This is a genomic window from Bacillus luti, from assembly GCF_009739945.1.
GTDB lineage: Bacteria > Bacillota > Bacilli > Bacillales > Bacillaceae_G > Bacillus_A > Bacillus_A luti.
Window position 1 is genome coordinate 569,723 of the sequence record NZ_CP040336.1, and the last position, 12,259, is coordinate 581,981.

Here is a 12,259-nt window from a genome sequence, read left to right on the forward strand (position 1 = left end):
GGAGATGTATTGTGGTGATGGTCAATATTATAATTGGAGCTATCATTTTTGGTTATGCAGCATATACGTTAGTTAATTTTGTAAAGAGAAGTAAAAAAGGAAAATGCGCAGCATGTTCTTTAAATAAGTCATGTCAGTCGCAAACGTGTAGCCCGGATATGGAGCAAGTTGCTCATAAATAGAAAAAAGCTTTGCGAATTTCGCAAAGCTTTTTTTGTGTTATTTTTTAATTTTTACAAGTTGAGAAGCTTCTACTCCCTTGTAACCAGGGAATTCTTTACTTGGGTCTTTATCGAATTTTAATACACCTACAGATTTTTCATCACCTTTTACATTGCTGTAAGTTGCGTCATCAACAATTGCGTACATATCTGTATATGCGCGGCCACTTCCGATAATTGTGTTGCCTTCATATTTTAATTTCGCACCATCAAGTGTAGTATTTTCAACTTTCTCTTTTGCGAATAATACACCTTGTTCAGTCGTTACAGCCGGTAATTTATCAAGTGGTTTCGTGTTGTCTTTTTCATCCACTTTGCTAAGTAACTCTTTCTTCACCAGTTCTTCGCCAGTTTTCTTATCCATTACAAGAACTTTTTTGCCATCTAATGTTGTCATTTTCATTTTATAGAAGTCTTTTTCTTTCACTTCTTTTTTATTTTTATCTGTAATTTGCTGAACTTGTTCTTCTGATCCGTATAGTACAAAACCGTTCGCTTTATCTCCTAATAAAGAACAACCTGATAATGCTCCAAGTGAAATTGCTGCTGCTAATCCGATTCCTACTAATTTTTTCATGATGATTTCTCCTTTTATATGTTTTATAGTAAATACAATTTTTGTATTATTGCTTACATGTGAAGAAGCTTGTTTGTTGCTTCTGGTATTAGTGTATAAGAAATATGGAGACGTAACTATCGAGTTAGCTTACAGTAACATTACAATAATGTAATTTAGTGAAAGTACGTAAAAATAAGTTAATTCTAAGGATAAATAATGAGAATATATTAGGAAAACAATATTGTATTTGGAATGTCATATTATATTGGATGTATTTTGGAAATAACATGTAAGGGCATCTTTGTTTTGTTATAATAAACACATAGGCTGTAAAAATGAATATTCTTTACTGTAAAGGGAGATTTTTAAGTTTTCCAAGTAGTGAATTTGAAATATGAGGTATATCATAGGAGGAATTCGGATGTCTGTATTTAAACGATTACGAGATTTAACAATGTCAAATGTGTATTCATTAATTGAAAAAGCGGAAGATCCAGTTAAGATGACGGATCAATATTTACGTGATATGCAAGCGGATGTACAAGAAGCTGAGAAAAGTGTAGCAGCTCAAATTGCGCTTGAGAAGAAATTCAAATTATTATTTGAAGAGCAAGAAGCACTTGTGAAAAAACGTGAAGAACAAGCTCATATGGCTGTTCAAGCTAGCAACTTAGATCTTGCGCGCCGTGCACTAGAAGAAAAACAAAATGCAGAGCAAAAGATGAATGAGTATAAAGCAAGCTATGAGCAAAACAAAGCAGCTGCTGATAATCTTCGTGCGAAGTTAGAAGAAATGCGTAAGCAATTAACTGAGCTGAAAAATAAACGTGAAACACTTGTAGCGCGTGTAAATGCAGCGAAAGCACAAAAGAATATTAATCAGGCGATGTCTGGATTTGATTCGAATTCAGCAAAAGCTGGTTTAAGCCGTATGGAAGAGAAAGCTCTTCAATTAGAGGCTGAAGCAGAAGCAAGTGGTGAAGTGTACAAAAAAGAAAAATCATTAGATGATGAATTCGCAAGCTTAAACAAAAATTCTGCTGTTGACGATGAATTAGCTCGTATTATGAAGCAGTATGAGAAATAATATAGAATAGAGACAAATGAACCGACATGTCTAAATACATTCATGTCGGTTTTCTATTACTTTTTAGAGGAGGTTTTGCAATGTCGTGGATGAATGTAGTAGCCATGCTTGTATGGACTGGAGCGAGTGCAGTACTTTTATTTGCAATTATGTGGGTTGATTCAATTTTTACAAAATACAATGATTTAAAAGAAATAAAAAATGGGAATACGGCTGTAGCGACTCGTTTTGTTATGAAATTATTCGCACAAGGATACATTTTATCCCAATCGATAACGAAAGCAAATGATTTATGGCAAGCACTTCTTGCTTCAGCAGTTTCTTTCGTTATTTTATTAGTGGTAGAAATGTTCATTGAATTCGTATTAAAGAAAATGTCTGGTCTTGATTTAGAAGAAGGTACGAAAGAAGGCAGTGTTGCGCATGCAATGTTAGCTGGATCATTACATATTGTTGGGGCACTTATTTTAGGTGCTTGTTTATAAAGAGAAAAGGAGGGGTAAATCATGAGTTTATTTAAACGTATTAAAAATATAATGAAAAGTCCAGAGCCGCCGAAGCTAGAAAAGAGTCTTTTAACGTTAGCGCCTGGTGATATGATTGAAGTTTCATTAGTCATGTACGAATTAACTGGGAAAACGAGCATGCATTCTCGCAAGGAAATTGTTTTAACGCTGCAAGACGGGAAAGATATTCGTTATTTAAAAATTGAAGATCGTGAAAATACGTATTACAAATTATATACACCAATTGATGGTCGTTTAGATTCAATTGATGAAATCCCGACGACGATTGAAATGGATGATACAGAGTACCATATGGAAGAGCAATATAATGGACGTGTTGTTGTGATGGGGAAAACACCATTTTCAGCTTCAGAGGAACAGTACGTATGGGAATTCCAATCTGATAATCGAAAGTTATTACGTATTGAATGGCAAAATGGTCGCACAATGATGTATGAGGGAGAAGCAATCATTCCTGCTGATGTACAAATTATAAGAGCAACGTAAGGGGGCGTAATCATGTCAAACCGATTGTTTACCATGATTAAATCATTTGTGATCCCTATACTTGCTATCGTTACATTACTTGTTGTTGCTGGTTATGCCTTATCAGGTTGTCAAGGCGGGCAGACAAAGTCGATTCAAGACCGCTATCCACTTGAGTCTGTCGCAAAAGAAGGTAAACAAGAATCTTACGTGTATAGGGCCGCCAATCGGTCAGTTCCTGAAGTCGCGAAGGAACTTATAGCCGAAAGGAAACCGAAGCAAGCATCTAAAGAAGACGAAAATCAAATGTTTCTCGTTTATTCTGATAAAATGTATAACCTTCAAAAGGATAAAGAGAAACCATCTGATACGTTAATTGAAGTAAGTAATGAAGAGTTTGTCCGTCAAAATTACCAACCGTCCTTCCTGCAAGGATATATTATGGGGAGTATATTAAACGATATATTCGGTTCGAAAAAATCATCGTCTGGTGATTATCGCGGATATAATGACAGACAAAATCATAAACCAGTTACGCCAGAAAGACCGCCTACGAAAGAAGAAAAGAAAAACCCACCTCCAATTACGAAGGAAGGGAAAGGGTCTATCATTAAGCGAGGCGATAATGTAGATTCGAAATCTTCTGTAGGAGATACAGGAAGTATTACGAAAAAAGGAAATAATACGCCTCCGCCTTCTACTGGAAGCAAAGGGAAAATTACGAAAACACCAGGTGGTTCGAGCGGATCAGATGTGAAGCCGAAATCTTCTATTAAAACGCCACCAAGGAATACATCTCCCCCAAAAACAAGGGTTGGTGGTTCAGGGAAAATCACGAAGAGAAGATAGGTATAGAGACCGAAAAGTGGAATTTACTTTTCGGTCTTTTTATTATGGAAATTAATTCCTTGTAGTTGGTACAATTAAGGTATAAGGAGGAGATTGTTATGACTATGTATAAAAGATTTAGTGTAATTATGTTCCTCGTATTATTCGTGAGTTTGTTTATAAGTACAACGATGAGATTTCACTTTGTAGTAGGTATTCTATGGATATTATGTACATGTACTCTCTTTCTATATGTTCCGCTTCGCTTTCAACATGAAGTGTCCGCCTTTCAAAAATACGTAGCATGGATTAAGAGCGGAGGAAGGTGGGGGGAATAAAATATATCAACGATTCGACAAGGAGTATCGATTTTATAATAAAAAGAGGCAGTCCCAACATTTTGGGACTGCCTCTTTTTTTGCATAACGATTAATGAATATCGCGCTTCTTGAAATTACCGCCTTTTACTTCTGCTACGTCATAAACTGTAATAAAGGCATTAGGATCGATTTCATTAATCAGGTCTTTCATTTTACTTTCTTCTAAACGGTTAATTACACAAGAAATTTCTTTGAATTTCTCTTTTGAATAACCACCATAAACTTCATTGTATGTTGCGCTTCGGCCTAAACGATCGCGGATGGTTTCTACCATTAATTCAGGCTCTTTTGTGATAATCTTGAATGTTTTCGAACCACTTAAACCAACTTCGACGATATGAATCACTTTCGAAGCAATAAAGTAAGCAATTGCCGAAAGGATAGCGCCTTGAAGACCGAATACTGTTGATACGAAAATAAATACGAACATGTTTAAGAATAAAATAAGGTCACTCGTTCCAAATGGTAACTTACGAGAAAGTAATACAGCTAGCATATCGATTCCATCTAATGCTCCGCCGTTACGTAATGCTAGTCCCATACCAAAACCGATAATAATACCACCAACAACTGTAACTAATAATGTATCGCCTTCAATAATAGTTGGTATACCGTGCATGACAACGGTACCGATTGCTAATGAAGCAATCCCGATAATAGAATAGATTGCAAAGCTTTTACCGATCTGCTTATATCCTAACCAAACGAAAGGAATGTTGATAACTGCGATTAGAGCTCCTAATGGTAATCCAAATAATCTTGAACTAACGATACTTAAACCAGTTACACCACCGTCGGATACGTTATTTGGAATTAATACTGCTTCTAATCCGTATGCTGTGATGAATGCCCCAATAATAATCATCAAAGCTTTTGAAGCAATTTTTAGCTTATTGGGCTTGTTTTTGATAATTTTCTCCATGTAATTTCCTCGTTTCAAACTAGTTTCTTATTTGTTACGTAATTCACACCTAAATTCCATTTTAACATTTTATTTGAAAAAATTCTCCTTTAATGGATGTATGCAGGGAATAGTATCACCGTATTGTTTTAAAAAAATTTGAAATGGGTATAAGAAATCCCATCCTTAAAAAGGATGGGATGTTGTTAAGAAAATATAAAACTTATGACTGTTAGGAATAACGCGAATCCTAAAATCGTTCCACATACTTTCATATGGCGCTTACGTCCCATAACGACGATTGCGACATATTCGCGAATCATTGCATTAGGCCAATAATAAAAGGCTGTTTTTGATCCGATTCCTTGGCTATTCAGACCAGCTTGTTTTGCATATATGCCAGCGCGGAAAAGATGGAAATTATTCGTTGTAAAAATACTTCTATATTTACCTTCTGGTTTTAACGAATCCATAATTTCTTTAGAGAACGCCATGTTTTGATATGTGTTGACAGAGCGATTTTCCTGCACTGTATGTTCAATTGGAATTCCTTTTTCAATAGCGTAATTTTGCATTGCTTCCGCTTCTGGAAGACCTTCATCTGGACCTTGTCCACCAGAGAATATAATTGTTGGTGGTGTATTCACGGCTGCTTGTTTCCAGTAAAAGTCGATTGCTTTATTAATGCGACTTGCAAGTAAAGGTGGTACTTTGTCATTAATTAAGCCGCTCCCAAGAACGATGATGAAATCTTGATTACGTCTCGGTCTATTGAATTGGTATAAAAAATATGCGCTTAAGAAGTTAGACAAATGTACAAAGAAATATATAGTTATAAGAGAAATAGCAGCAAAAATAGGCTCTAAATGCGATGAAACTAAACTTGCTGGATTTATAATAGGGAGTAACATAAAGAATAACATCCCTAAAGCAGCAAGGAGTGTTAAACAGTTAGTGAACCGTCGTCCTTCTCGCTTCATTAAAATTCTAGCATTAAGAAATAGCCCAAACATTAAAGCAACAATACCGAAAGGAAGCATAATGAGAAGTGCTAAAAAAGGTAAAAATATAATGTAGCGTAGGACATCACTATCTGAGTTCAAAGATACAATCACACAAAAAAGAAGGAAAAAACAGATAAAGGCATTAAATAAAAAGCCGTTTATTATTTTTCGCGGATCTTTTAAATAGGAGATAAGAAAAATAATAAACAATATAAGAGGAATAATTCCGAAATACATAAATATAGTACACCTCAATTTGTATAAGAATTTGACATACCTTTTATATTACATGATTTTATAATTGAAAATGAAAGAAAAAGGATTTTGAATTTTCTTAATAAAGTATATTCAAGGCGCTATATTAAAAGTAAAATGTTTGAAAAGGCACTCGGTAGAGTGTCTTTTCTTTTTGTATGTAATTATGCATATTATATTTATTTTCAAGTGAAGAGGATTAAAATATAGGTGGTAGGCAGACTATATAAAGCAGAATTTAATACAAACATTTCCCTCTACTTTTTTGTATCTAACAATCGTATAACAATAAAAAATTCTGTTTTATAGTGTCTGTTTATGAAAAGCGTAAAAGGTGTCTTCGGTGAAGGCACCTTTTTGTTGTTTAATGTAGATGCTTTTCACTGTTGATATAGTGGAAAGTATCTATACTAAACATTAGCAATCTTCCGTATAAATATTATCAATTTACTATATATTCCAGTGGTGGTAACCTACATATGAAAGGCTATCTTTTTCAAAATATTACCCCTAATAAATTTTTGAAGAAGTCAACTGTCTCCAAAATTGCCATTCATGCTTAGCAAAAAAGAATCCTGCTGGATTCTTTTTTGTGTTCGACATGATATGATAAATTATATTTTAATAATTTGTTATTATGTTAAATGGTTATTAAGAATAGTAAAAGGGGATTTTAGAATGAATTTAAAGAAAATACTTTTAGCAGGTGCGCTTGTCGCAACAACTGCATTTACATCAATTGGGACGGCACAAGCAAGTACTATCTTCAAAGATGTTCCAACAGGGCATTGGTCTTATAAAGCAATTTTAGATTTAACAAGTAAAAATATTGTTAGTGGGTACGGAAATGGAATTTTTGGATTCGGCGATGACGTGACTCGTGAGCAAGTTGCTAGACTTATGTATCTTCAACTAAAGCCGGGATTGAAAGAGAATTACAATAATCCGTATAATGATATTAATGAGCATTCAACAAGTTTTAAAAAGGAAATTTTAGCATTAACAGAAATGGGGATTTTTGCAGGAGATGAAAAAGGGAACTTTAGACCAAAAGCTTCTTTGACTCGTGAAGAAATGGCTCAAGTGTTAACAAATGCATATAAATTAGTGGCAAAATCAGAGCATACATTTGTAGATGTAGATAGAAAATCATGGTCGAATAAAGCGATTAGCGCTGTACAGTCTAATAAAATTGCTGCTGGAACAGGCGATAATATGTTTTCACCTAAGATGAATGTAACTCGTGAACAATATGTACAGTTCTTATATAATGCGACATTACCATATGAGGAAAGACCAGGAGCAAATCAAGAGCCAAAGCGCTTTGCTAATTGTAAAGAAGCAAACGATGCTGGATTTTATGATATTACAAGAGATAGTCCGTACTACGGAAAGCATTTAGATCGTGATGGCGATGGAATTGCTTGTGAGAGAGAGAAGAGCGGTAAATAAGAAAAAGCACTCAATCTGAGTGCTTTTTCTTATTGAAACATGCTATTTTTGTAGGCAATTTTCATAAAATAAAAGTAACGAAATGAAAGTAGGTGACAAAATGCCGGCAGTTGTGGAAGGTGTTATTATTGAAAACTGCAATGGGACGATTAATTTAGGTGATAAATATAACGTGCAGCCTATTGAAAAGACGAAAGCTTATAATGGATCGGGATCATCGAATACAGGACTAAAAGTTCAAACATTTAGTGGTGTTAGTACAGCGGATGTAGGGGATAATGATGTGAATGACCAAGGGATACAATTTACTTTATAGTGTAATATGCAAAATTTCATAAAATGATGAATTTGCCCTGTGCTACAATGTAGCTGTGAGCTGTTAGTGATTCTTCTATATCATAGTTGTTAGATTAGAAATATAACATCTTATCGAAAATCATACGTATAAAAAAGACACTTCAAACGAAGTGTCTTTTTTTATCTTAGTGATATCCTTTAGCAGAGTCTTTATGAATTTTATTTTTAAAGATACTGTAACTCCAAAGTTGATATCCAATAACGATTGGTACCATGACCATTGCCACGAAGAACATAATTTTTAAATTCAATTGACTACCAGCTGCGTTGTATAACGTTGTACTATACGCATCGTTAATACGAGATGGTAACATTCTTGGGAACATACCTGCAAAGCCAGTTGTCATAAACATTGCAATCGTTAAGCAAACGAATGTGAATGCAAGACCGATTTTATGTTTGTACACCATAATAAGTGCGAGTACACTCATTAACATGGCAAGTACCGGAAGAATGAATAGTACAGGATATTCCGTAAAGTTTTGGAATAGGTTTGTACGATTGGCAGTTGCTACGTAGAAAATAGCTAAAATGATAGCAGCTGCCATTGAAAATGGTCGTGCGATTTTATAAGCGCGATCAGATACTTCACCAGTCGTCTTAATCATAACCCAAAGGGCACCAGATACGACGAATATAGCAGTGAAGAAGAGACCACCTAAAATACCATAATGATTTAATAAGCTAAGTAAGTTTCCTTCATAACCGTTTTTTCCAATTTCTAGTCCGTAATATAGATTAGCGAATGTAACACCGAATAAGAAGGCGATTAGGAAACTACCGATTGTAAATGCCCATTTACAAGTTTTTTGCCAAATTGGTGAATCGTCTTTATGCATGAATTCAAGTCCAGCAGCGCGAGCAAATAGTGCAAGTAATACTAAAAATAACGGTGTATATAGATAACTAAACATATTGGCATATGTGACTGGGAAGGCAGCAAATGTTGCGCCACCAGCTGTAATTAACCATACTTCATTACCGCCCCAGAACGGGCCAATTGCTTCTTGTAATTGATTTCGTTCTTGTCGGTCTTTCGCAACGAATGGGAAAATCATCCCGTTACCGAGTGCGTATCCATCAAGAATGAAGTAAACTGTCCAAATTACGCCCCATAAACCGAACCAGATGACTGCAAGCATATCATGAGACATGAGCTGTACCTCCTTCAGTAGCAGGTTCTTCTAATGCAGCAGGTCCTTTTTTCGCGAACTTTAGCATTAAGTATACGTCTGCGATTAAAAGTAAAGTATAGAACAAGATTAAACTAATTAAAGAGAACCAAATTTGTGGAACGGATATAGGTGACACAGATTCTGCTGTACGCATGAGTTTATATACTGTCCATGGTTGGCGACCTACTTCAGCGACAACCCAGCCAGCATTAATCGCAATGTATGGAAGTAAGACGGACCACATTGTAATTTTTAAATAACGTTTTGAGTTTTCTAGTTTTCCTTTTCGGTTTAAATAGAAGCCGTACCAAGTTAATGCCATAAAGAACATACCAAGTGCAACCATTAAGCGGAAGCTATAATACACGAGGTTAACATTTGGACGTTCATCTTTCGGAATATCTTTTAAACCAACAATTTCGCCATCAAATGAGTTTGTATAGAAGAAGCTTCCTAGTTTCGGAATCGTAAGGAATTCAAAGTTCTTTTCGTTTTTTACATCAGGAATTTGCACAATTGAGAAGCCTTGTCCTTTACCAGTTTCCCAAACTGCTTCCATTGCAGCTCCTTTAGCTGGTTGATATTTAGCTGCGGATACACCGGATTGATGTCCCATAAATGGTGTAACAGTTGCAGCGAATAATCCTAACATTAAACCAAACTTAAATGATTTTTTGAAGAATTCAACTTCATTTTTACGTAGTAAGTGATAGGCACTAATTGCCATAACGAAGAAAGCACCAACGATATAACAACCAATTACAGTATGGAAGAACATATTCCAAGCATATGGATTTGTAACAAGTGCCCAGAAGTCGTTTAATTCAGCGCGGCCATTACGTACTACGTAGCCAACAGGATTTTGCATGAAACCGTTCGCTGTAATAATCCAAAGGGCAGAAATATTTGTTCCAAGTGCAACCATCCACATACAGAAGGCGCGGAACTTTGGTGAAATTTTGTCTTTACCGAATAACCATATCCCCATGAAGGTAGATTCTAAGAAGAAGGCAACAAGTGCTTCGATTGCGAGAGGTGATCCGAAAATATCTCCCATATATTTGGAGTACTCAGACCAGTTTGTTCCAAATTGGAATTCCATCGTAATCCCGGTTATAATCCCCATTACGAAGTTAATTGTAAATAATTTCCCCCAGAAATTTGCCATTTTGCGGTATGTTGGATTCAATGTGCGGGCGTATTGAGTTTCCATACATGCTACTAAAATAACAAGTCCGATTGTCAAAGGTACAAATAAAAAGTGATAAAAAATAGTAATTGCAAATTGAAAACGACTCAGTAACAGAACGTCGGACATAATAAATATTCACTCCTTTTTTACATTATCTACAATTAGTTTATAGTGAAAATAGGAGCATAGTGTGTGATACATGTTACAAAGCTGTGTGTATATTTTGAAAGAATTATGTCGGTTATCTGAAAATATATTGCTTTTATAATAATACAATATGCTTTTTGTGTTTTTCATATTTTGGTACACTATATAAGTAATGTAAATGAGAGAAAAGAGGGTCCTTTACTATGAAGTCATTAGAAGAGATTTTACAATACAATGAAAAATTCGTTGAAGAAAAAAAATACGAAGAGTATGAAACGGGAAAATTCCCAAATAAAAAAATGGTAATAATCTCTTGTATGGATACTCGCCTTGTTGAATTATTACCGAAAGCGATGAATATGCGTAACGGTGATGTGAAAATTATTAAAGTAGCAGGCGCTGTTATTTCACATCCGTTTGGAAGTATTATGCGTAGTATTTTAGTTGCTGTATATGAGCTGGGTGCTGATGAAGTTTGTGTAGTTGGTCACCACGATTGTGGTATGGCAAAAATTCAAGCAAGCAGTACAATTGAGAAGATGAAAGAGCGCGGTATAACAAATGAGAAATTAGATACACTTCGTTATTCTGGAATCGATTTAGAAAGATTCCTACAAGGATTCTCTAGTGTAGAAGAAAGTGTAGAACATAGCGTATCAATACTTCGCAACCATCCATTACTTCCAGAAGAAGTACCTGTTCACGGTCTTGTTATCGATCCTGACACAGGAAAATTAGATTTAGTTGTGAATGGTTACGACAATTAAGAATTCACTTTGTCATCCTTTTTATCTGGGACAGGATCAAATCCTCCCGGGTGGAAAGGGTGACATTTTAATATACGCTTACAAGTAAGCCAAAATCCTTTGAGGGCACCGTGTTTTTGAAACGCCTCTAATCCGTAATGAGAACAAGTTGGATAAAAGCGGCACGTTGGTGGTGTCATCGGAGAAATGAACTTTTGATAAAAGCGTATAATCCAAATAAAAATCTGTTTCATAACGGTCTCCTTTTCAGCATAGTCTTAAAGTATTATAGCACGACTGTACATAATACTTTACTAATGTGCATTTCCGTTATATCATATTGGATATAACGGAATTAAATTAAAAGCGGGAGAGATGTTGTATGCCATCAGTAGAAAGCTTTGAATTAGATCATACGATTGTAAAGGCGCCTTATGTAAGACATTGCGGAGTTCACAATGTAGGTAGTGACGGTATTGTAAATAAATTCGATATTCGTTTTTGCCAACCGAATAAACAAGCAATGAAGCCAGATGTTATTCATACGTTAGAACATTTATTAGCATTTAATTTACGTAAATATATTGATCGTTATCCGCATTTCGATATTATCGATATTTCACCGATGGGCTGCCAAACAGGATACTATCTTGTAGTAAGCGGAACACCGACAGTTCGAGAAATCATTGATTTATTAGAACTAACATTAAAAGATGCGGTTCAAATTACAGAAATTCCAGCTGCAAATGAAACACAATGTGGCCAAGCGAAGCTTCATGACTTAGAAGGAGCAAAACGCTTAATGAACTTCTGGTTAAGCCAAGATAAAGATGAACTTGAGAAAGTGTTTGGATAAGTAGAAAAAACTGCCTGTAAAAGGGCAGTTTTTTTTGTAGCATGATGATAAATGGAATTATATCGACGATTTTTCAAATATATCGAATACAACTTGAAATATATCAA

16 protein-coding genes are annotated in these 12,259 nt (G+C 35.2%); 10 read left to right on the forward strand and 6 right to left on the reverse strand.

What is annotated here, in order from left to right; genetic code table 11:
- The first annotated feature begins 14 nt into the window (after positions 1 to 14).
- The gene (locus tag EUC40_RS02935; protein WP_000989599.1) at positions 15 to 182 is read left to right on the forward strand and encodes a FeoB-associated Cys-rich membrane protein; all 168 of its coding nucleotides are present in this window, start codon (positions 15 to 17) and stop codon (positions 180 to 182) included.
- Between the two features lie 37 nt (positions 183 to 219).
- Here the strand turns inward: EUC40_RS02935 and EUC40_RS02940 are convergent, their stop codons facing one another.
- On the reverse strand, positions 220 to 798 hold the full coding sequence (locus EUC40_RS02940; RefSeq protein ID WP_156573594.1) for a lipoprotein BA_5634 family protein: 579 nt from the start codon (positions 796 to 798) through the stop codon (positions 220 to 222).
- A 403-nt stretch (positions 799 to 1,201) separates the two neighbouring features.
- Between EUC40_RS02940 and EUC40_RS02945 the strand changes: the two genes are divergently transcribed.
- The 5 genes from EUC40_RS02945 (at position 1,202) to EUC40_RS02965 (ending at position 4,025) form a co-directional block, all read left to right on the forward strand.
- Entirely contained in the window at positions 1,202 to 1,867 is a 666-nt protein-coding gene (locus EUC40_RS02945) for a PspA/IM30 family protein (protein WP_071710946.1), read from the forward strand.
- Positions 1,868 to 1,947: 80 nt separating this feature from the next.
- Entirely contained in the window at positions 1,948 to 2,352 is a 405-nt protein-coding gene (locus tag EUC40_RS02950; protein ID WP_071710947.1) for a DUF350 domain-containing protein, read from the forward strand.
- 21 nt (positions 2,353 to 2,373) lie between these two features.
- Positions 2,374 to 2,880 carry a DUF4178 domain-containing protein gene (locus tag EUC40_RS02955; RefSeq protein ID WP_156573596.1) on the forward strand — a complete coding sequence of 169 codons (507 nt, stop codon included), beginning with the start codon at positions 2,374 to 2,376 and terminating at the stop codon, positions 2,878 to 2,880.
- A 12-nt stretch (positions 2,881 to 2,892) separates the two neighbouring features.
- Positions 2,893 to 3,708, forward strand: coding sequence for a DUF4247 domain-containing protein (locus tag EUC40_RS02960; RefSeq protein WP_156573598.1), 816 nt, complete (start codon positions 2,893 to 2,895; stop codon positions 3,706 to 3,708).
- 98 nt (positions 3,709 to 3,806) lie between these two features.
- A complete protein-coding gene (locus tag EUC40_RS02965; RefSeq protein ID WP_071710949.1) occupies positions 3,807 to 4,025 on the forward strand; it encodes a hypothetical protein in 219 nt (72 codons plus the stop codon).
- Between the two features lie 91 nt (positions 4,026 to 4,116).
- Here the strand turns inward: EUC40_RS02965 and EUC40_RS02970 are convergent, their stop codons facing one another.
- Together EUC40_RS02970 and EUC40_RS02975 are read right to left on the reverse strand one after the other, a co-directional pair.
- The gene (locus tag EUC40_RS02970; RefSeq protein WP_149177770.1) at positions 4,117 to 4,989 is read right to left on the reverse strand and encodes a YitT family protein; all 873 of its coding nucleotides are present in this window, start codon (positions 4,987 to 4,989) and stop codon (positions 4,117 to 4,119) included.
- Positions 4,990 to 5,174: 185 nt separating this feature from the next.
- On the reverse strand, positions 5,175 to 6,209 hold the full coding sequence (locus EUC40_RS02975; protein WP_156573600.1) for a YdcF family protein: 1,035 nt from the start codon (positions 6,207 to 6,209) through the stop codon (positions 5,175 to 5,177).
- A gap of 696 nt (positions 6,210 to 6,905) precedes the next feature.
- Here EUC40_RS02975 and EUC40_RS02980 point away from each other — a divergent pair.
- The gene (locus EUC40_RS02980; protein WP_156573602.1) at positions 6,906 to 7,679 is read left to right on the forward strand and encodes an S-layer homology domain-containing protein; all 774 of its coding nucleotides are present in this window, start codon (positions 6,906 to 6,908) and stop codon (positions 7,677 to 7,679) included.
- 82 nt (positions 7,680 to 7,761) lie between these two features.
- Positions 7,762 to 7,995: a spore germination protein gene (locus tag EUC40_RS02985; protein ID WP_071710952.1), complete on the forward strand. Its 234-nt coding sequence runs from the start codon at positions 7,762 to 7,764 to the stop codon at positions 7,993 to 7,995.
- Positions 7,996 to 8,161: 166 nt separating this feature from the next.
- Here the strand turns inward: EUC40_RS02985 and cydB are convergent, their stop codons facing one another.
- Positions 8,162 to 9,190, reverse strand: a complete 1,029-nt coding sequence (cydB, locus tag EUC40_RS02990; protein WP_151626682.1) for a cytochrome d ubiquinol oxidase subunit II — start codon at positions 9,188 to 9,190, stop codon at positions 8,162 to 8,164.
- A complete protein-coding gene (cydA, locus tag EUC40_RS02995; RefSeq protein WP_001286173.1) occupies positions 9,180 to 10,529 on the reverse strand; it encodes a cytochrome ubiquinol oxidase subunit I in 1,350 nt (449 codons plus the stop codon). The genes cydB and cydA overlap by 11 nt, the downstream gene beginning before the upstream one ends.
- A 224-nt stretch (positions 10,530 to 10,753) precedes the next feature.
- On the opposite strand from cydA, the gene EUC40_RS03000 reads away from it, so the two are divergent.
- On the forward strand, positions 10,754 to 11,317 hold the full coding sequence (locus tag EUC40_RS03000; protein ID WP_000838168.1) for a beta-class carbonic anhydrase: 564 nt from the start codon (positions 10,754 to 10,756) through the stop codon (positions 11,315 to 11,317).
- Here the strand turns inward: EUC40_RS03000 and yidD are convergent.
- Positions 11,314 to 11,550, reverse strand: a complete 237-nt coding sequence (yidD, locus tag EUC40_RS03005; RefSeq protein ID WP_156573604.1) for a membrane protein insertion efficiency factor YidD — start codon at positions 11,548 to 11,550, stop codon at positions 11,314 to 11,316. The genes EUC40_RS03000 and yidD overlap by 4 nt on opposite strands.
- Positions 11,551 to 11,678: 128 nt before the next feature.
- Between yidD and luxS the strand changes: the two genes are divergently transcribed.
- Positions 11,679 to 12,152, forward strand: coding sequence for an S-ribosylhomocysteine lyase LuxS (luxS, locus tag EUC40_RS03010; RefSeq protein WP_001141369.1), 474 nt, complete (start codon positions 11,679 to 11,681; stop codon positions 12,150 to 12,152).
- The last annotated feature ends 107 nt before the right edge of the window (positions 12,153 to 12,259 follow it).

Coding starts and splice junctions, on each gene's coding strand:
- EUC40_RS02950 (WP_071710947.1), top strand. CDS start 1,948: ATGTCGTGGATGAATGTAGTAGCCATGCTTGTATGGACTGGAGCGAGT.
- EUC40_RS02955 (WP_156573596.1), top strand. CDS start 2,374: ATGAGTTTATTTAAACGTATTAAAAATATAATGAAAAGTCCAGAGCCG.
- EUC40_RS02945 (WP_071710946.1), top strand. CDS start 1,202: ATGTCTGTATTTAAACGATTACGAGATTTAACAATGTCAAATGTGTAT.
- luxS (WP_001141369.1), top strand. CDS start 11,679: ATGCCATCAGTAGAAAGCTTTGAATTAGATCATACGATTGTAAAGGCG.
- cydB (WP_151626682.1), bottom strand. CDS start 9,190: ATGTCTCATGATATGCTTGCAGTCATCTGGTTCGGTTTATGGGGCGTA.
- EUC40_RS02975 (WP_156573600.1), bottom strand. CDS start 6,209: ATGTATTTCGGAATTATTCCTCTTATATTGTTTATTATTTTTCTTATC.
- EUC40_RS02940 (WP_156573594.1), bottom strand. CDS start 798: ATGAAAAAATTAGTAGGAATCGGATTAGCAGCAGCAATTTCACTTGGA.
- yidD (WP_156573604.1), bottom strand. CDS start 11,550: ATGAAACAGATTTTTATTTGGATTATACGCTTTTATCAAAAGTTCATT.
- EUC40_RS02980 (WP_156573602.1), top strand. CDS start 6,906: ATGAATTTAAAGAAAATACTTTTAGCAGGTGCGCTTGTCGCAACAACT.
- EUC40_RS02965 (WP_071710949.1), top strand. CDS start 3,807: ATGACTATGTATAAAAGATTTAGTGTAATTATGTTCCTCGTATTATTC.
- EUC40_RS02970 (WP_149177770.1), bottom strand. CDS start 4,989: ATGGAGAAAATTATCAAAAACAAGCCCAATAAGCTAAAAATTGCTTCA.
- cydA (WP_001286173.1), bottom strand. CDS start 10,529: ATGTCCGACGTTCTGTTACTGAGTCGTTTTCAATTTGCAATTACTATT.
- EUC40_RS02985 (WP_071710952.1), top strand. CDS start 7,762: ATGAAAGTAGGTGACAAAATGCCGGCAGTTGTGGAAGGTGTTATTATT.
- EUC40_RS03000 (WP_000838168.1), top strand. CDS start 10,754: ATGAAGTCATTAGAAGAGATTTTACAATACAATGAAAAATTCGTTGAA.
- EUC40_RS02960 (WP_156573598.1), top strand. CDS start 2,893: ATGTCAAACCGATTGTTTACCATGATTAAATCATTTGTGATCCCTATA.